Origin of the sequence: Alkaliphilus pronyensis (assembly GCF_009017275.1) — a bacterium.
GTDB classification, from domain to species: Bacteria; Bacillota; Clostridia; order Peptostreptococcales; family Natronincolaceae; genus Alkaliphilus_C; species Alkaliphilus_C pronyensis.
This window is the reverse complement of the sequence record NZ_WBZC01000002.1, coordinates 13,578-31,524: the sequence shown is the minus strand read 5'-3', so window position 1 is coordinate 31,524 and position 17,947 is coordinate 13,578. Positions and strand designations below refer to the sequence as shown.

The following is a 17,947-nucleotide window of genomic DNA, read 5'->3' as shown; positions in this document are numbered from 1 at the left end:
AAAAAAAGCTTAAAATTCATACTTAATAAAAAGCAGTTTTTTGTCGATAAATATATAAGAATGTTGTAATAAATAGAAGATATCTTCTTATTGCAAGGAGGCAAACAATGCAACTTAGTATTGTAATGATGGTAAAAAATGAGTCAAAATATTTAGACCAATGCTTAAAAAGTCTTAACTCAATTAGAAGCCAGATAGAAGCAGAGCTAATAGTTTTAGATACTGGCTCTACAGATAACACGGTAAATATAGCTAAAAAATATACTAAAAAAGTGTTTTTAAAAGAATGGAATGGTAATTTTTCAGATATGAGGAATACCTCAATTAGCTATGCTAAGGGCCAGTGGGTATTCATATTGGACGGTGACGAGGTAGTCGACAACCCCACTGATTTAATAGATTTCTTTAAAACCAATAGCTATTCCAAATACAACACAGCCACTGTAAGAATTGAAAACATATATGCAGGTAAGATAAGTAGCATTATGGCTCAATGTAGATTGTTTAAGCGAGATAGCGATTTTAAGTATAATGGTGCTATACATGAACAACCAAGTGCAAAAAAACCTCTTAAAAACTTAAACACAAATATAATACATTACGGTTACGACATGACGGATATTCAGTTGAAGGAGCGTAAATATAAGAGAAATACGGAAATTCTGTTTAAAGAGCTTAAAAATAATCCCGACAACTATTATTATTGGTTTCAGCTGGGACAGTCCTATTGTGCCTACGACGAATATCAAAAGGGATTAGATGCCATCTTGACTGCCATAGATGTAATGAAAAAAGCAAAGATTGAAAAGAGCAAAATGATGTTCATTTTCATATACCATATGAAAATTTATTTTTTCATGGAAAGGTATGATGATGTAATAGCAATTGCTAATGAAGCTTTAAGCATATCTAAGGAATATTTAGATGTTTATTATTATATGGGTAAAGCTCAGCAGCTTCAACATAAGTATCAAGACGCAGTAAAGTCCTTTGACAGGTATCTTGATATGGTTTTTTGCTACCATAAGTTTAAAGGATACCATGACATAACTACTGAAACAGCTTCAGTTAATTCCTATGAAAATATATATGCTAATATGTGCTTATTACATAACAAGCTTTCTAACTATAAAAGAACAATTGAATATGGATGTAAGCTAAAGCAAAAGGAAGTATTGACTGGGGCATTAAAAGCCATAGTAGAAGCCTTTGTAAAGGAGAAGGAGCTTAAGGAGCTAAAAAGCTTTTATGATAAAAAAATATCTGGAGATATTGAGCTTCTAAATATATTCGGAGCTTCTTTAGAAAAAGTAAAAATTTACTTAGATGAAGCCAATAAACAAAGACTGGTGAGGGAGTATTCAACAGGTGAAGATAATTATTCCCTCTTGAACAAAATTAGATTAGAGAATTATAAAGAAAGTGTTACCATTGACGATAGATATGTAGCTTTAGTTAACAATTTAGACCTTAATGAATTAGCAGATGAATATGCTGATATTATATATTTTTTAATAAAGAGAGACTACTCAATAGTTGAATTGTTGTCTGAAACCAATACTAAAAAAGTGGAGGGCTACTTTAATTATTTATTAAAGCAATATAAAAAAGATTTTATTAAATTGGCTATAGAGCTAACAAGTCAGCTAACACCTTCTGAAATGAAGCTATGTGAGTTAAGGGTATATAAACCACTGGCTAAGGTTTTAGCCCTATCAGATAATTTAGATCTTCAACAGCTTAAGGAGATTATACAGTTATATAGTGAAATGAGCTTCAAATACATTAGTAATACTATAAACAGTCAGGTAATTGAAAATGAAATGATTTACGATGTGCAGGATAACGAAACAGCCTTTATTATATTGATTTATCATGCAAATAAACATAAAAGTACTAATAAACTTAAATATGTAAAGTACCTTAGAAGAGCTTTAAAAACTATGCCCAACATGGGGCCAATAATAGAATTTTTGCTAAAGGAAATAGAGGAAGAAAAAACAAACCCCTACAATCAACTAAAGAAGGAAGCCGAAGGGGTAAAAGAAAGAATAAAGCTATTGTTGGAGGAGGGTAATATTGAGGCTGCCTACCATGTAATAGGTGAGTACGAAAAAATAGTAAATAATGATGCCGATATATTTTCCTTTAAGATTATTATGGATTTAATGAGTAACAACCTGGAAGCTGCCCAACAGCACCTAAATATGGGGCTTTCACTTGATGAAAACAACTGTGATCTATTATACAATGGCGGCTACATTATGGCCTTATCAAAAAACTACGAAAAGGCAGTTGAATACTATTCAAGAGCATTAACCTTAACGGATGATGAGGAACTAAAAAAAGAAATAGAGCTAGCTATTCAAGATATAAAAAGCATCAGCTCAAGTAACTCCATAGTTAAAGAAAGTCCTCCCTCAGTGGAACTTAACATAAATAATCAGCATGAAGAGCAAAGCCTTTTACTAAAAAATAGTATTAAAAGCCTTAATGATGAAAATGAAGATATACATATGAAAAAACCTGCCGTCAGTATATTAACCTGGGCATATAACTCAGAAAAGTATATAGTCCAGTGTGCAGAAAGTGTATTAAATCAAAGCTTTAGTGACTTTGAATGGATAGTATTAGACAATGGTAGTACAGATGGTACAAGTGAGATGTTAGCTAAGTACCAAAAAAAAGATAAAAGAGTTAAGGTATTTAGAAATGAGTTAAATTGTTTTATTCATAAAAAACAGAATAATCCTGATTATACTAAGTATATCGATAGCTTAGAATCGGAGTATGTGTGTCATTTAGATAGTGATGATTATTTACACAAAGATTTTTTGAGGGAGCTATATTTCTCTGCAACTAAGAAAAACGCAGATATAGCAGTAGGTGGCACAGAAATGTTTAGTGAAGAAAGTGGACAAACTCTAGGATTGAGATGTCCTCCAAGTCTGTATGTAAGTCCCATTCAGAAGCTTGGAGAACGGCTTCCCGACTTTTATGGATCTTTTAGGCCTCTGTGGGGAAAATTGGTTAGAACAACCATCCATCTTAAGGCTCGAGACCATGTTAATCAGAGAAAAATTAAGCTATTAAATGGTGGAGATACTATGATTAGTTTAGTACACCTAAAGTATGCCTCATCATTAATATCTATACACAAGGCACTTCACTATTACAGGATTAGGAGCGGATCCCACTACAACTCACAAATAGACACAAAACGGTATCAGGATTATTTATTAATATATGAAGAAAGCAAAAACCTTTTAACAAGCTGGAATCAGTATAGTAATAGTAATCAAAGCTTTATTTTGAGTGTGTTATTTTACTCCATCAAGGATTTAATCGATTTAACGGTTAATTCAACTAACGTTACTTTAGAATCTAAAATACCAGTAGTTACAAATATATTAGCCGACAAAAGGCTAAGGGAAGTATTTAATAATAAAGGAGCTCTTATTAAGTTACTTGATTACTCAATTAATAGTATAAATCATATGGTGAATAGTAATCACTAACCATATTATCTGCTTTAAGACTAGGCAGATATATTACTCTAAGGAGGTCACATTATGAAGGTAGTAATTTTAGCAGGTGGGTTTGGGACAAGGATTAGTGAAGAAAGTCATCTAAAACCTAAACCAATGATTGAGATTGGTGAACGGCCTATTTTATGGCATATAATGAAGAGCTATAGCTATTATGGCTATAATGACTTTATTATTTGTTTGGGCTATAAGGGGTACGTTATAAAGGAATTCTTTGCAGATTATTACTTGCATACATCTGATGTAACCTTTGATTTCTGTAAAGAGAATAAAATGACCATACATAATAATGCTTCTGAGCCTTGGAGAGTTACCTTAGTCGATACAGGTTTACATACCATGACTGGTGGCAGGATAAAACGAGTTAAAAAATATATTGGCAATGAAAGGTTTATGCTAACCTATGGTGATGGAGTCAGCGATGTAAATATAAAAGAGCTGGAAAAATATCATGTAAAATCTGGTAAGTACATTACAATGACAGCGATTCAGCCTGGAGGCAGATTTGGAGTACTGGATATTAACGACGAATCTCTTCAAATTAATCAGTTTGTTGAGAAATCTAAAGAAGATGGCGGTTGGATAAATGGAGGATTTATGGTAGTTGAACCAGAGGTTTTTGATTATATAACCGATGATTCTACCATATTTGAACGAGAACCCTTAGAAAACTTAGCTAAGGAGGGTAATTTAGTAGCCTACAAGCATTATGGCTTTTGGCATTGCATGGATACCCAAAGAGACAAACTGCTATTAGAAAGATTGTGGAGGGATAATCCTGCTTGGAAGATATGGTGATACAGTAATTGAAATGGGGTGTAAAAATGTCATTAATTCCAGAAGTATCAAAAAAGGATATGGAGTTTATATATAATGGTTTATCATGTTCTGATAAAGAAAAATTTAAAGATAGTATTATCTTAGTAACAGGCTTTGCTGGCTCACTAGGGTACACCTTACTTCACTTTTTTCATCTATACGGGGATAAACTTGGAATAAAAAAAGTATATGGTATAGATAATTATAAGTTTGGAAAGCCAAAGTGGATAGAAAGGATTAAAAACAATCCAGTTTTTGACTTGAAAGAGCTGGATATTGTAAATTGTGATTTACATTTTGCCAAAGATTCAAATATTATATTTCATATGGCCTCCCTTGCATCACCTGTATTTTATAGACTACATCCAATTGAAACGATGGATGCTGATGTAATAGGCCTTAGAAGGCTTTTGGATTTATATAAGAACAAAGGGCTTAAAGGGTTTTTGTTTTATTCAAGTAGTGAGATATATGGTGACCCTGATCCTAAAGAAATACCCACTAATGAGAATTATTGGGGTAATGTTAATACTTGCGGTCCAAGAGCTTGCTATGATGAGTCTAAAAGGTTTGGTGAAACCCTTTGCTATAACTTTGCAAAGCAATATCATATGCCTATAACAATAGTTAGGCCCTTTAATAATTATGGACCAGGTATGAGGATTAACGATCAGAGGGTAGTTGCTGATTTTGCAAAGGCCATAATTAATAATGAAGATATTGTTATATACTCAGATGGAAGACCAACACGTACCTTTGATTATATACCAGATGCAACAATCGGTTATTTGAAATGTGCAACTTATGGAGGCTACGATGTTTTTAATATCGGTTCAGATCGTGATGAAATCTCGATATTACAATTGGCTGAACTATATAAAACCATAGGAAAGGAAATCTTTGATTATTCAGGTAGTATTATATTTAAAACCCATTGGGACAATCACTATTTAACCGATAATCCAAAGAGAAGGTGCCCGGATATTACAAAGGCTAGAAGTTTATTGAAATACAATCCTCAAATTCATATAGCTGATGGCATTGAACGATATTTATTATATTTAAAAGAATGTAATCGAGATGAGTTCGATTGGTAACAACGTATCCTAAGAAGGAGGTAAACTTATGAAATATACTGTTACAGTTTTTGGATTAGGCTTTGTTGGACTAACTACAGCACTAGCCTTTGCAGAAATGGGAAATAAGGTCTATGGTATTGATATTAATATAGAAAAAACTAATACAATTAAATCAGGAAAGCTTCCCTTTGTTGAACCAGGCTTAGATACTGCTTTACAAAAACATATAAATCAGAATTTTTTTGTGTCCGACTCTGTTGAAGAGTGTGTGACAGATAGTGACTTTATCTTTCTATGTGTGGGTACGCCCTGTGGTAAAGATGGTGAGGCGGATCTAACCTATATTAATAATGCAATTGACGCTTTTGCAGGGGTGTTAAATGATGGGAAGTATCGTGTTGTTGTTGTAAAATCAACAGTTCCTCCTTCCACAACAGCAGAGAGAATAATTCCATATTTATCAAACAAGGGATTAGAGGTTGGTAGTAATTTTAGTATTGCCAATAACCCTGAATTTTTGCGTGAAGGATATTGCTGGGAGGATATGATGAATGCAGATAGAATAGTCTGCGGTGTTTCAGATGAAAAGGCTAAAGATATGCTATATTCCCTTTATAAGGATTGTAATATTCCAATATTTGCTGTTAATCTAAATACAGGTGAGTTTATAAAATATCTATCCAATACTCTTTTGGCAACTCTAATCAGCTATTCTAATGAAATGTCAAGAATAGCGGATGTAATTGGTGATGTTCAAATTGCAGATGCTTTTAATATACTACATTTAGATAAGAGATGGGGAAATTGTAATATGACCTCCTATGTATATCCAGGCTGTGGCTACGGGGGGTATTGTTTACCGAAGGATACTGTGGCTATGGTTGCTAAATCCTTAGCAAAGGGATATGAGCCCAAAATTTTAAAGAATGTGATTGAAATAAATAATGATATGCCCAGCTTTATGGCAAATAAAATAACCAGTATTACCAGTAAAAATCAAACAATAGGAATACTTGGATTGGCTTTTAAGCCAGGTTCTGATGATGTAAGGGATAGTTCCTCTGCTAAAATTATTAAGATATTATTAGAAGAGGGCTATACCAATATTATTGCCTATGATCCTATAGCTAATCACCCCTTTGATAAAGAATATAAGCTACAAGAAGTAAAATACTTTCAGGATTTAGATAGTTTATGTAAGGAATCAGATGTACTAGCATTGATTACTGCTTGGGACGAGTTTAAAGATATCAATATACGATATGCTAATAAGCCTATAGTTGATTGTAGATATTTCTTAAGGAGCGGAGAAGAATGCCACTTTTAAGTATAATTATTCCGGTTTACAATGTTGAGAGGTACTTAGCTGATTGTCTTGATAGTATTCTAAATCAGAATTTTACGGATTTTGAGGTTATTTTAGTGAATGATGCATCTAGCGATAATAGTGGTGAAATTTGTGATGAATATGTATCAAGGCATAATAATTTTAAGGTAATACATCTCCCCAAAAACATGTTACCAGCTGGTGCAAGAAATGTTGGTTTAGAACATTCATCAGGGGATTACGTACATTTTTGTGATAGTGACGATTATTATATAAAGAATAGCTTTTTAAACATTGTAGATGCACTTCAGGCTCATAAGCCAGATGTTTTAATTGGTCAATTCATTTGCAAGCCTGAAAAAGGTGCCTTTTATTGCTCTGATGTATCCTTTGATCCAGCAGTATTCCAACATGATAAACCTGAGATAGTTATTAATTACCTTAATAAACTTCCAAAGCTTACCTGCACAACTTGGAGATTTATACTTAAAAGAGAATTTTTATTAAAAAATCAAATATATTTTTTAGAAGGTTTCCATGTTGAAGATGAAGAATGGTTTCCCAAAATTATATGTAGTGCAGAGAAGATAGCCTTGTTATCATCGCCCTTCTATTGCTATAGACCTAGAGCTACAGGATCAATAACCTCATCAAAGACCTATTTACATACAAAAGCCCATTTTGTCATTGCTTTACAACTGTTATCCTTTTTGTTTGAAAAAGGATTTAGTGGTGCCAGAAAGGACTTTATTATGTCGAGGGTTAAATTTTTAATTGGTTTGTTTTCAACAAGATGTGATACCTTAGAAGATAGTGAAATTCATGAACTGTCAAGAATTTATGAGGACTATAGAGGAATTACCCTAAGAAGAAATCTTGATATAGGCTTGTTCCAGCTTCTAGATAAATATGGTGGGAAAGAAGGTCTTACCAATTATAGAACCAGTGTCATCGAAGAGACTTTAAAATGTGTAGAGGGTAACAATGATAAGGATATATATATCTTTCCAACAGGTTATAATGGTGAGGCTTCTGCTCGTATATTGAAGAGTGCTGGATTTAAAGTAGTTAATTTCTTAGATAACAGTGAAAATAAACGAAATTGCATTATTGAGGGAATACCTGTTAATTCTCCAGACATACTCAAAAACTTCACTACGAGCCAGTTTAATCAAGCTTTTATTGTTGTATCAATTCAACAAAAACAAATAGCTAGAATTATACAAGACCAATTAAGGGGTTATGGATTAAAAGATCATCAATTTACTGAAAGATTCTATTAATAAGTAAATTTTGCAGGTAAGGAGTAGCATATTATGACGTATATAAAACCTATTATTAGTGTTGTATTAGTTACCTACAATCGGGTTAATTATCTTGAAAGAGCATTAAATAGCATTCTATCACAAACCTTTACAGACTTTGAATTGATATTAGTAAATAATGGTTCTACTGATGGGACTGATTTACTGTGTCAAAGCTATGTGGCTAAGGATGATAGAATTAAGTATATTACAATACCAGTAAATAACGGTGCTTCAATAGGAAGGAATGTAGGTATTGAAGCAGCATCCTCAAAATATTTGACAATAGTTGACGATGATGATTATTGCCATGAGGAAATGCTAGAGTTTTTAATTAATTTGGCTAACACCCATAATGCTGATATTGCTATGTGTGGCAGCTATAACGATTTTGGCCATCGACTAGAGCCCTATTTTGTATTTGAGGAAATGTTGATTTTAGATAGGCTTATGGGGTTGGAGGAGCTATTAAAACGAGAAAAATATAACGTTGCGCCTCCTACTAAGCTTTTCAAAAGAGATTTGCTTAATCAAATTAAATTTCCAGAGGGGGTACTGGTCGATGATATTCATGTAATCTACAAAGTATTCGCTAGAGCTAGAAAAGTTGTTGTTAAAGGTAAACCACTGTATTTTTTCAGGAAGCACAGTAACAACATGACAAGCTTTATTCAATCAAATCAAATAACACCAGATCTCCTTAATGAATACCTAACCATGTACAAGCAAAGAACCCTTTATTTAACCGAAAGAGTTCCTGGAATCAAACATAGAGCTAAGTATTCTGAGTGGTCCTATATGTTATCTATGTGTAACAAAATTAATCAGTATCATTGTAAGGGCTGTGGAGATATATATAAGGATATGCTTAAGCAATTGAGTGACCACTATGAAGAAATAATTCATTCACCCTTTACAACTTTAAAAGAAAAGGAATCTCTAAACGATTTATTACAGAAGGAAAAATTGATTTAATAAAGTGAGGAGGCTTAATTAATGGATATATGCTTTTATGGTCATGCTGGAAGTGATAATCACGGTTGTGAGGCTATAGTAAGAAGCACCTATGATGTTCTAAATGAAGAGTATAGATTAACATTATTTACAATCAATAAAGCTGCAGATAACAAGTACCAAATAGATTTGTTGGCAAAGGATATAGTACAATATCATCGGTACTTTAAAAAGAATGCACCAAGCTACTTACTAAATAGGTTTCTAAAAAATGTTTTTAATTATGATAATTTTTATTATCACTATGCCAACCATAATTTATTAAATAATATAAAAAGGGATTCTATATATTTCTCCATTGGAGGCGATAATTACTGTTATGGTAACTATCATAAAAACTTAGCCTATATAAATAAAAAGCTCTCAAAAGTAACCAAAACAGTGCTTTGGGGTGCATCTATTGAGGAATCAATTATTAACAAACCGCATGTAATAGAAGACTTAAAAAGATATTCACTTATTACAGCAAGAGAGACCTTGACCTATGAAGCTTTATTAAGGGCAGGGATTAACAAAAACACTCATTTAATACCAGATACTGCATTTATGTTACCAAAGGTTTCATTAGATTTACCAGAGGGTTTCATCGAAGGGAAAACAATAGGAATCAATGTAAGCCCTCTTGTGCAAAAACTAGAAAAAGACAATAATATGACCTATCTTAATTATAAAGAATTGGTAAAATTTATTCTTAAAAAAACTGATTACCATATAGCCTTTATACCTCATGTTGTTATTGAAGGGAATAATGATTTAACACCACTAACGGAGTTGTATAACGAGTTCAAATCATCCAACAGGGTTGTGCTATTAGGTGATTATAATTGCTTAGAGCTTAAAGGCTTTATTGCTAGATGTAGATTATTTGTGGGAGCCAGAACACATGCTACAATTGCAGCCTATTCCTCATGTGTGCCAACATTAGTACTTGGTTATTCAGTCAAATCTAAAGGAATAGCAAAGGATTTATTTGGTAGTTATGATCAATATGTTATCCCAGTACAGGAACTACAAAACCAACATCAACTTACAGAAGCCTTTGAATGGTTATTGGATAATGAGGAAAAAGTAAGAGAATATTTGCAAATAAAAATTCCAGAATACACTTTACCTATTACAAAGGCAAAGAACCTTATAGATTCACTTGTAAGCCATAAATAATTAATGAAAAGCTGGTGTTTATATGATTAATTGTATAGAAAAAGAATTATGTACAGGATGCAAAAGCTGTTTTAACATATGTCCCTATCAAGCAATTACAATGCCAACAGATTTAGAGGGATTTTGGTACCCCTTTGTAAATGAAAAGTGTAAAAAATGTGGATTATGCCTTAAAATATGTCCTTCCCTTAATAGAAGGTCATATAACCATCATTTTAACACACCTCTTGTTTATGCTGCATGGAGCCGTAATGAAGAAGTTAGGTGTTTTAGTACATCTGGTGGCATATTTTCAGAGTTAGCTCATCAAGTACTTAATGATGGTGGATGGGTTGTTGGAGCTCAATATACATGTGATTTTTTAGTAGAACATAGCATGGCTAGAAATTCAACAGGTATATCCAGACTAAGGCAATCTAAATATTTGCAAAGTGATACCAATACAATTTATCAACAGACATTGGAGGCCCTTGAATTAGGAAAAAAGATACTCTTTTGTGGAACCCCTTGCCAAAATGCTGCATTAGACACCTTTCTAAGAAGGGACTATCAAAATCTAGTAAAATGTGACTTTATTTGTCGAGGCGTAATATCACCAATGGTGTATACTAAATATTTAGAGATGCTTGAGGAAAGGTATGGACAGCCTATTATAAGTGTTACCTTTAAAAATAAATCTAGAGGTTGGAATGGGTTTTGTACTAAAATCCAGTTTACAGATGGACAAGAGTATATAGAAGACCGTAACCATGATTTATATATGATAGGTTATTTAAAATATAATTTATATTTAAGAACTTCATGTCATCATTGTTTATACAAGCAATTGCCGAGAGTATCAGATATAACATTAGGGGATTTTTGGGGAATTGGTAGAACAAGACCTCATTTAGATGAAGACAAAGGAACCTCTGTAGTATTGTTGAATTCCAATAGGGGACAACAGCTTTTTGAAAAAATATCAAAAAGAGTGGAATTTGAAGAATGTACCTTAGACGAAGCTATAAAAGGGAATGTATGCATATTAGAAAGCACTCCCAAGGGGCCATGCAGAAATGTGTTCTTTCAGGAGATTCTTGCTAATCCATTTGATGTAGCTTTTAATAAGGTAGTTAGTCTAAAATAAAGAGGGTGATCAGGTGGAGAAGTTTACATTAAACAATGGTATAGACAAGCCAGTAATAGGACTGGGCACTTATCCAATGAAGGGCAATATATTAATAGAAACAATGGAAAAAGCTATAGAACTAGGCTATAGTAGCTTTGATACAGCAACTGCATACAAAAATCATGAAGAAATTGGCGAAGTAATAAATAATAGTATTGTGGCTAGGGAAGAAGTATTTATTACAACTAAGCTTAGTAATATCCATCAGAAGCATGAAAATATCGAAGAAGTATTGAAAAGGAGCCTAAGTATCTTGGGCTTAAAATATGTAGATATGTATTTAATTCATTGGCCAGTACCAGATTACTTTTTAAAATCTTGGGTTGAGTTGGAGCAGCTATATAAAAAAGGTCTTGTACGTTCAATAGGTGTATGTAATTTTCATGAGCATCATCTAAGGGATTTAATAGAGATTGCTAATATATTACCTGCCATTAATCAAATAGAATTACATCCTCTATTAACTCAAAAACCCTTAATTAAATTTTGTTCCAAATATGGAATTAAAATTGAGGCTTATTCACCATTAGCTAGAATGCACAATTACATACAAAATAGTGACATACTAAAAGAATTAGCTGACAGATATCAAAAGTCCATTCCGCAAATCATATTACGCTGGAATTACCAAAATGGTGTAATTTCTATACCTAAAACTCAAAGCCATCATAGATTAAGTGAAAACATAAGCATTTATGATTTTCATTTATCAAATGAAGAAATGATATCAATTGATGATATAAATATGAATTTTAGAGTAAGACACGACCCTGATAATTGTGATTTTGACAAGCTTTGATATTGAATGCTTCTAAAAAGTGGGGTGAATTGTATTGAAAACTAAATCAAATATCATACAAAAGTTAAAGTTTTATAGCTCATTAAACCTGTGGGATTACTTTAAAGGAAATAATCTAGCTAGAAATATGATAATAAATGGTGGTAAAATAATACCCTATAGAAATACAATACTTGATCTTGACCCAAGTGCTAAAATTACCTTAAATGGAAAACTAACACTTAATTCCAACAAACTGAAAAAATCTAAGGCTGAAATGAGATTAAGGTTGGGAAAGGACTCGTCTCTTAATGTAAATGCTAATTTCTCCTTTTTTTATCAGTGTGATATCAGTGTTTTTGATGGAGGCACCTTGAGCTTAGGTTCAGGTTATGCCAACTATGGCACCCAAATAAGGTGTGCAAAGAGCATTACTATTGGTAATAAAGTAGCAATAGCAAATAATGTTGTCATAATGGATAGTGACTTTCATAGCATAGTTTATTCTGATGGTTCCCACAGTATCAAAGAGGCACCAGTTTTTATTGGCGATAAGGTATGGATAGGAAGAGAGGCTATTATTCTTAAAGGGGTTACGATTGGAGAAGGGGCAATTATTGCAGCCCATTCTGTTGTGACAAAAGATGTACCACCCCATTGTGTAGTGGCTGGAAATCCAGCAAGGATTGTAAAGGAAGGTGTAAGGTGGATACCATAATTAACACAAGACACAGGGGGACGGAGGTGTTGTGTCCTTTTGTTTTGAAGGCAGGAGAAGTTTTTACTGAAGAAAATGTAAGGTCTATTAGACCAGGAATTGGTTTAGCTCCTAAATATATTAAAAATGTATTGGGGAGAGCTGTTAAACAAGAATTAAGTAAAGGTACACCTGTTATTTGGGAGCATATAGACTAGAAGTAACTATAAAAACTAGATAGTAAAGCTTTTTAATTACATACAAAAAAATATTTAGGAGTTGATCATTATGGAAAAATACTACGAAGTTATAAGAAGAATAATAGAGTTAATAGATACCTTGGAGGAAGGAATAATTCACTTAGAAAAACAACTAACAGAGCATCGTTATGAAGAATCTGTTGTTATGCTACAGGATTTGTTAGAAGCAATATCAAGCATAGCAAACGCCATAGAACCTATGGATGGGGAGCTACCAGAAAACAATATTAGCAGCCTATCACAGAATCTAATAAAAGGCATACAAAAAACAGTTGATAGCTATAGCGAAGATAAAGAAGTTAATTTAAGTGTTGAAGCACAGGAATACATCATTCCAAATTACATAAGCTGGAGGGATGAAATCGCTAAAACACTAAAACCTTACATTCAATCATAAGTAAGTAGTATCACCATGGATAACCCCTGAAAAACTAGGTTTATAGGATTAAATTAATGTTAAATATATTTTGACATAATAATTTAGATATATAATACAGTGTTTTTATTACAAACGAATATGAGGGGGAAAAACCCAATGAAGCTAGTGAATTGCACAGTATGTGGAGAACTCTTTAGAAGCAGGGATGGTGAAATATGCGATATATGCACTGCGGCAAAAGATGATAACCCATTAAAAAAGGTTAGAGACTTTATAACCTCTTCGAATCGTAAAGTAAGCTTAGTGGATGTATCTCAAGCAACAGGAGTAGATAAAAAACTAATATTAAAATACATAAGGGATAATAGAGTAACAATAGTTAAGGAGAGCTGGACTGATTCACTAGATAATAAATAATTAAAAATGCTTAGGATGCTTAATATCCTAAGCTTTGTTATGTGTGCTCAGCATGAATAAACACAAGTAAACACAAGGGGACGGAGGTGTTGTGTTCTTAATATACTACCTACTCATCTGGAAGAACCTCTACTAAGGATATCAAACCCTTTATTATTTCATCAGGAAGCCTTTCAGCCTTGCTTGTTAATTTTTTTATTAATTTATTTTTACAATAATTATATTCAGTATCAAAATCCTTTACTACCTTTTTTAGATTAGAGGAGGAATAATCTCTACCTAAAAGATAGTCTGTAGAAACCTCAAAAAAATCAGCAATTGAAACAAGTAGCTGCTCATCCTTAGGAAATCTTGTTCCTTGTTCATAATTACTAATTGCTTGTCTACTTATATTAAGAATAATTGCTAAATCCTCTTGACGTAAACCCTTTCTTTCACGTAAGCCTTTTAACCTTGTAGAAAAGTTCATAATAAGTACCTTCACTTCCTATATAAGTATTTGCATTAATGTTAGCATAAAAAATTTAATCAAAAAATATTTTACACAAAAAGTGTCAAAAATGTTGATTAGACACGATAGGTAGCGTATAATGGTAATATATAGTAAATAAGGGTGGGAGTAAAATATGATAACTTATGACAGCTTTAAACGTGTGGTGCTGGAGGATATAAAAAAAACATATCAAGCAAATTTTCAACTTAGTCATCGAGAATGGATAGATGCAGTTGAGCAGGTTCAAAGAGATTTATTATACAACAGATTATATTTTCAAAAAGAAGTAACCTACAGTGAGTTTGTTGATCTTCTTTATATATTTTTATCAATGAAATCTAGAAATTAAGCTAATATGTAACAAATGTTTAAACACCAAAAAATGTTAAAAGAGGACAAGCGCCCTCCTTTGATAAATATACAAGATATCCTCTTAGTTTAACATAAATTATGTAGACACTATTTAGTGAATTGGAGTTATATAATTATTAACATAATCCTTAATTAGTTCATCATAAGCATTCATAAGCTTTACTATTATTGAATTTTCTGCCGATCTAAAGCTCCTGTTTTCTACTGCTGAAATAGGTAATATTTTGGGGGATGTACCAGTCAAAAATAGTCCATCAGCTTCTTCTAAAAAGGATACATTAATTGTTTTCTCAGTAACAGCAATACCATGCTTAGTACATAGCTCAATAACACGATTTCGTGTAATTCCTACCAGTACATCACTAGATGGAGCTGTAACTATTGTATTATCCTTAACAAAGAATACATTAGACCTGCTACCCTCAGTAATAGAATTAGTAGCATCTACTAATAGAGCTTCATAGGCATTGTGCTGAGTAATTACTTCATTGAGTAATTGCCTTTGCTGTTGCATTACTACCTTTGCATTGGGATTAGATCGTTGTGTACTATATAATATCGTTTTGACACCTGTTTTATATAGCTCATGCTTGGGATAGCTGCTCTTTATAAAGAACAAAAAAATATTAGGCTCTTCTTTATCAAAATTATTTATTACAATTTTAATATTATGATTTTCCACCTTATTGAGATGTATAAGCCTATGTATATTCCTCTGTAGCTCTTCTACATTAGGACTATAAGAAAAGCCCAGTAATGAAATTGACGTTTCTAGTCGATTCAAATGCTCTTTCTCAAACAAGGGTACTCTTGAAAAAACACGTATTACCTCGTATACTGAGGTTGATACGGATAAATCATAATCCTTTAGATTAGCTGTAGCATAAACATTATCATTTAGTATGTAGTATTGTAGCTCTATATCTTGCTTATTATTAACCATATTAGTCACTCTCCCCATATATATTTATATTGTATCATTATTTTTTATAAAGTATAATAAAAACTCTATAGCAAACTCCAAAATAAAAAGAAATGCTTAATTTATGTTAAAAAGTTAAACATTTCTTTTTGTTATACCGATATATTAAGTATAAAAAATATGTACAGGAGGGAGCCATCCATGAAGATTGATGGAGTACAAGGTGGAGTAAGCTATCCACACAATCAAGGGGTAAGGCAAGGAAGCCAAGAAATTAAAAAGACAATAGAAATTAAGGGTATAGGTGAGGAAGGAATCAAAAGAGAAGGGCGATACAATGAAGAACAGCTTAACAAGGCTATAGATAAGGCAAATAAAAGCTTTCAGCCCTTTGATCGAAAATTTGAAAGATCTATCCATGAAAAAACTGGCACACTTATGGTAAAGGTGATAGATAGCTCGACAGAGCAGGTAATAAGAGAAATACCTCCAGAAAAAATACTGGATATGGTGGCCCATATGTTGGAGGTAGCAGGAATAATAATTGATAAAAAGGGTTAAGTGAAATTATTAAGAGAGGTGATATGAATGAGAATTGGTGGTATTGCATCAGGCATGGATACTGAACACATTGTAAAGCAGCTTATGGATGCAGAGCGTATGAGGGTTAATAGATTTATTCGTCAAGAGCAAACCTTAAAATGGAGAATGGAAGAATATAATAACCTTAATAAAAGCATGGCTAATTTCATTCTGAATACAAGAAATGAGTTTGGACTAAATGAATTTTCTACCAATGGAACAATTAGAAGTAGCTCTACCAATAGCTTCACCTGGGCAAAAGAAGCTACATCAGCTAACGAGTCAATAGTAACTGCATCTGCTAGAAGCAATGCAATGAATGGAAGCTATACAGTTGAGGTAACTAGTACTGCCAGTGTTGCAAAAACAACCAGTAAAGTGTTAAAGGGTAATGTTGATCCTTTAGATGATGTTTTAGATGTAGATAATAATTTTATTGCTGATGGAAGCTTTACTATAACAACAGATGTTGGTTCAAGTGAAATAACTGTAACAGCTGGAGATAGTATAGGTTCTTTAATTTCGAAGTTAAATAATGCAGTGGCTGTTGGAGGCCCAAATGATGGACAAAGCTTAGGTATTAGGGCTTCTTACGACTCGGATTTAGGGCAATTTATGATGAGCACTAGGGAAACTGGTGAACATAAAAGCATACAGATTACAGATGATCCAGTTGGATTAGCCGCAGCAATGTTCTCAGGTGATATAATGGGTCCAGGAGAAAATGGAACAGATGCTGTTATTAATTTTAATAGTTCAGAGATAAGAAAATCAACAAATAGCTTTTCAGTGTTTGGGATTGACCTACAACTAAAAAATGCTGCTGTGGGTGAAGTGGTTACAATAAATGTAAGCACAAATACAGATGGAATATACGATAAGATTAAATCCTTTGTAGATGAATATAATGGACTATTAGATGAGATAAATGGTAAAATAGGAGAGAAGGAGTATAGAGACTTTTATCCACTTATACAAGAAGAAAAGGATGCTATGACAGAAAAGGAAATTGAGCTATGGGAAGAAAAGGCTAAAAGTGGGTTATTAAAAAATAATGAAGTCCTTCAAAGAACCCTTTCTGGTATAAGAGGAGCCCTTTACGAAAAGGTAGAGGGAGTTACAGGAAGCTTTGAATACATCTATGATATTGGAATAACAACAGGGTATTATAAAGATGGTGGAAAACTGGTAATTGATGAAGATAAACTTAAGGATGCAATAAATAGTGACCCAGATGGAGTCTTAGATTTGTTCTTTAAGGCGCCTGAAGTCTCAGCTACGGGTGAAGACAGAATGAAGGAGTCAGGATTAATTCAAAGAACCTATGATGGATTAGTAGCTGGCATGAAGGAAGTAATTAGACACTCGGGTCCTGGTGATGATTCTAGCCTGTACCGTAGTGTTCAATCAAATATGCTGGTAGATTTTGTTACAAAGCAAAGTAATATTAGTGATATTGGTAGGAGCATAAGTCAATTAAATAGTAGGATAGCAAGAGAGGAAGTTCTATTAGCTTCAAAGGAAGACCGCTATTGGAATCAGTTTACAGCTATGGAAAAGGCAATGGCTGAAATGCAACAACAAAGCAACTGGTTAATGTCCCAAATGGGTTTAGGAGCATAGTATC

Annotated in this window: 17 protein-coding genes and 1 pseudogene; 16 read left to right on the top strand and 2 right to left on the bottom strand. The window is 32.9% G+C overall.

Features of this window, described 5'->3' with window-relative positions; translation table 11 throughout:
* Positions 1 to 107: 107 nt before the first annotated feature.
* The 13 genes and pseudogenes from F8154_RS00515 to F8154_RS00455 all read left to right on the top strand — a co-directional run bounded on the left by F8154_RS00515 (position 108) and on the right by F8154_RS00455 (position 13,951).
* Complete coding sequence (locus tag F8154_RS00515) at positions 108 to 3,518, top strand: glycosyltransferase (protein ID WP_151859629.1); 3,411 nt, start codon at positions 108 to 110, stop codon at positions 3,516 to 3,518.
* A 54-nt stretch (positions 3,519 to 3,572) separates the two neighbouring features.
* A complete protein-coding gene (gene rfbF, locus F8154_RS00510) occupies positions 3,573 to 4,346 on the top strand; it encodes a glucose-1-phosphate cytidylyltransferase (protein ID WP_151859628.1) in 774 nt (257 codons plus the stop codon).
* 26 nt (positions 4,347 to 4,372) lie between these two features.
* Entirely contained in the window at positions 4,373 to 5,464 is a 1,092-nt protein-coding gene (locus tag F8154_RS00505) for an NAD-dependent epimerase/dehydratase family protein (RefSeq protein WP_151859627.1), read from the top strand.
* Between the two features lie 28 nt (positions 5,465 to 5,492).
* Entirely contained in the window at positions 5,493 to 6,773 is a 1,281-nt protein-coding gene (locus F8154_RS00500; protein ID WP_151859626.1) for a UDP-glucose dehydrogenase family protein, read from the top strand.
* Positions 6,761 to 8,056: a glycosyltransferase family 2 protein gene (locus F8154_RS00495; protein ID WP_151859625.1), complete on the top strand. Its 1,296-nt coding sequence runs from the start codon at positions 6,761 to 6,763 to the stop codon at positions 8,054 to 8,056. The genes F8154_RS00500 and F8154_RS00495 overlap by 13 nt, the downstream gene beginning before the upstream one ends.
* Before the next feature lie 33 nt (positions 8,057 to 8,089).
* Entirely contained in the window at positions 8,090 to 9,052 is a 963-nt protein-coding gene (locus tag F8154_RS00490; protein ID WP_151859624.1) for a glycosyltransferase family 2 protein, read from the top strand.
* 21 nt (positions 9,053 to 9,073) lie between these two features.
* Positions 9,074 to 10,252: a polysaccharide pyruvyl transferase family protein gene (locus F8154_RS00485; RefSeq protein ID WP_151859623.1), complete on the top strand. Its 1,179-nt coding sequence runs from the start codon at positions 9,074 to 9,076 to the stop codon at positions 10,250 to 10,252.
* Between the two features lie 22 nt (positions 10,253 to 10,274).
* A complete protein-coding gene (locus tag F8154_RS00480; RefSeq protein ID WP_151859622.1) occupies positions 10,275 to 11,378 on the top strand; it encodes a Coenzyme F420 hydrogenase/dehydrogenase, beta subunit C-terminal domain in 1,104 nt (367 codons plus the stop codon).
* A 13-nt stretch (positions 11,379 to 11,391) separates the two neighbouring features.
* Positions 11,392 to 12,219, top strand: coding sequence for an aldo/keto reductase (locus F8154_RS00475; protein WP_151859621.1), 828 nt, complete (start codon positions 11,392 to 11,394; stop codon positions 12,217 to 12,219).
* A gap of 523 nt (positions 12,220 to 12,742) precedes the next feature.
* Positions 12,743 to 12,916 (top strand): annotated as a pseudogene (locus F8154_RS15640) (hypothetical protein); the annotation flags it as partial.
* Positions 12,904 to 13,113, top strand: coding sequence for an SAF domain-containing protein (locus tag F8154_RS00465; RefSeq protein WP_243141112.1), 210 nt, complete (start codon positions 12,904 to 12,906; stop codon positions 13,111 to 13,113). The pseudogene F8154_RS15640 and the gene F8154_RS00465, both read left to right, overlap by 13 nt.
* A 70-nt stretch (positions 13,114 to 13,183) precedes the next feature.
* Positions 13,184 to 13,552, top strand: coding sequence for a hypothetical protein (locus F8154_RS00460; protein WP_151859619.1), 369 nt, complete (start codon positions 13,184 to 13,186; stop codon positions 13,550 to 13,552).
* 138 nt (positions 13,553 to 13,690) lie between these two features.
* Positions 13,691 to 13,951 (top strand): hypothetical protein, encoded by a 261-nt coding sequence (locus tag F8154_RS00455; protein ID WP_151859618.1) that lies wholly within the window; start codon positions 13,691 to 13,693, stop codon positions 13,949 to 13,951.
* 109 nt (positions 13,952 to 14,060) lie between these two features.
* Here F8154_RS00455 and F8154_RS00450 read toward each other — a convergent pair whose 3' ends face one another.
* On the bottom strand, positions 14,061 to 14,420 hold the full coding sequence (locus tag F8154_RS00450; protein WP_151859617.1) for a helix-turn-helix domain-containing protein: 360 nt from the start codon (positions 14,418 to 14,420) through the stop codon (positions 14,061 to 14,063).
* Between the two features lie 157 nt (positions 14,421 to 14,577).
* Between F8154_RS00450 and F8154_RS00445 the strand changes: the two genes are divergently transcribed.
* A complete protein-coding gene (locus F8154_RS00445) occupies positions 14,578 to 14,793 on the top strand; it encodes a hypothetical protein (protein ID WP_151859616.1) in 216 nt (71 codons plus the stop codon).
* A 114-nt stretch (positions 14,794 to 14,907) separates the two neighbouring features.
* On the opposite strand, the gene F8154_RS00440 is transcribed toward F8154_RS00445, so the two are convergent.
* Positions 14,908 to 15,759, bottom strand: coding sequence for an aminotransferase class IV (locus F8154_RS00440; RefSeq protein ID WP_192930096.1), 852 nt, complete (start codon positions 15,757 to 15,759; stop codon positions 14,908 to 14,910).
* Positions 15,760 to 15,939: 180 nt separating this feature from the next.
* Between F8154_RS00440 and F8154_RS00435 the strand changes: the two genes are divergently transcribed.
* A complete protein-coding gene (locus F8154_RS00435; protein WP_192930095.1) occupies positions 15,940 to 16,299 on the top strand; it encodes a flagellar protein FlaG in 360 nt (119 codons plus the stop codon).
* Between the two features lie 27 nt (positions 16,300 to 16,326).
* Complete coding sequence (fliD, locus tag F8154_RS00430; protein WP_151859613.1) at positions 16,327 to 17,943, top strand: flagellar filament capping protein FliD; 1,617 nt, start codon at positions 16,327 to 16,329, stop codon at positions 17,941 to 17,943.
* The last annotated feature ends 4 nt before the right edge of the window (positions 17,944 to 17,947 follow it).

Bases quoted from the DNA above. Each gene is read 5' to 3' on its own strand.
- F8154_RS00485 (WP_151859623.1), top strand. From the start codon at position 9,074: ATGGATATATGCTTTTATGGTCATGCTGGAAGTGATAATCACGGTTGT.
- F8154_RS00515 (WP_151859629.1), top strand. From the start codon at position 108: ATGCAACTTAGTATTGTAATGATGGTAAAAAATGAGTCAAAATATTTA.
- F8154_RS00440 (WP_192930096.1), bottom strand. From the start codon at position 15,759: ATGGTTAATAATAAGCAAGATATAGAGCTACAATACTACATACTAAAT.
- F8154_RS00495 (WP_151859625.1), top strand. From the start codon at position 6,761: ATGCCACTTTTAAGTATAATTATTCCGGTTTACAATGTTGAGAGGTAC.
- rfbF (WP_151859628.1), top strand. From the start codon at position 3,573: ATGAAGGTAGTAATTTTAGCAGGTGGGTTTGGGACAAGGATTAGTGAA.
- F8154_RS00490 (WP_151859624.1), top strand. From the start codon at position 8,090: ATGACGTATATAAAACCTATTATTAGTGTTGTATTAGTTACCTACAAT.
- F8154_RS00450 (WP_151859617.1), bottom strand. From the start codon at position 14,420: ATGAACTTTTCTACAAGGTTAAAAGGCTTACGTGAAAGAAAGGGTTTA.
- F8154_RS00505 (WP_151859627.1), top strand. From the start codon at position 4,373: ATGTCATTAATTCCAGAAGTATCAAAAAAGGATATGGAGTTTATATAT.
- F8154_RS00500 (WP_151859626.1), top strand. From the start codon at position 5,493: ATGAAATATACTGTTACAGTTTTTGGATTAGGCTTTGTTGGACTAACT.
- F8154_RS00460 (WP_151859619.1), top strand. From the start codon at position 13,184: ATGGAAAAATACTACGAAGTTATAAGAAGAATAATAGAGTTAATAGAT.
- F8154_RS00480 (WP_151859622.1), top strand. From the start codon at position 10,275: ATGATTAATTGTATAGAAAAAGAATTATGTACAGGATGCAAAAGCTGT.
- F8154_RS00455 (WP_151859618.1), top strand. From the start codon at position 13,691: ATGAAGCTAGTGAATTGCACAGTATGTGGAGAACTCTTTAGAAGCAGG.
- fliD (WP_151859613.1), top strand. From the start codon at position 16,327: ATGAGAATTGGTGGTATTGCATCAGGCATGGATACTGAACACATTGTA.
- F8154_RS00445 (WP_151859616.1), top strand. From the start codon at position 14,578: ATGATAACTTATGACAGCTTTAAACGTGTGGTGCTGGAGGATATAAAA.
- F8154_RS00435 (WP_192930095.1), top strand. From the start codon at position 15,940: ATGAAGATTGATGGAGTACAAGGTGGAGTAAGCTATCCACACAATCAA.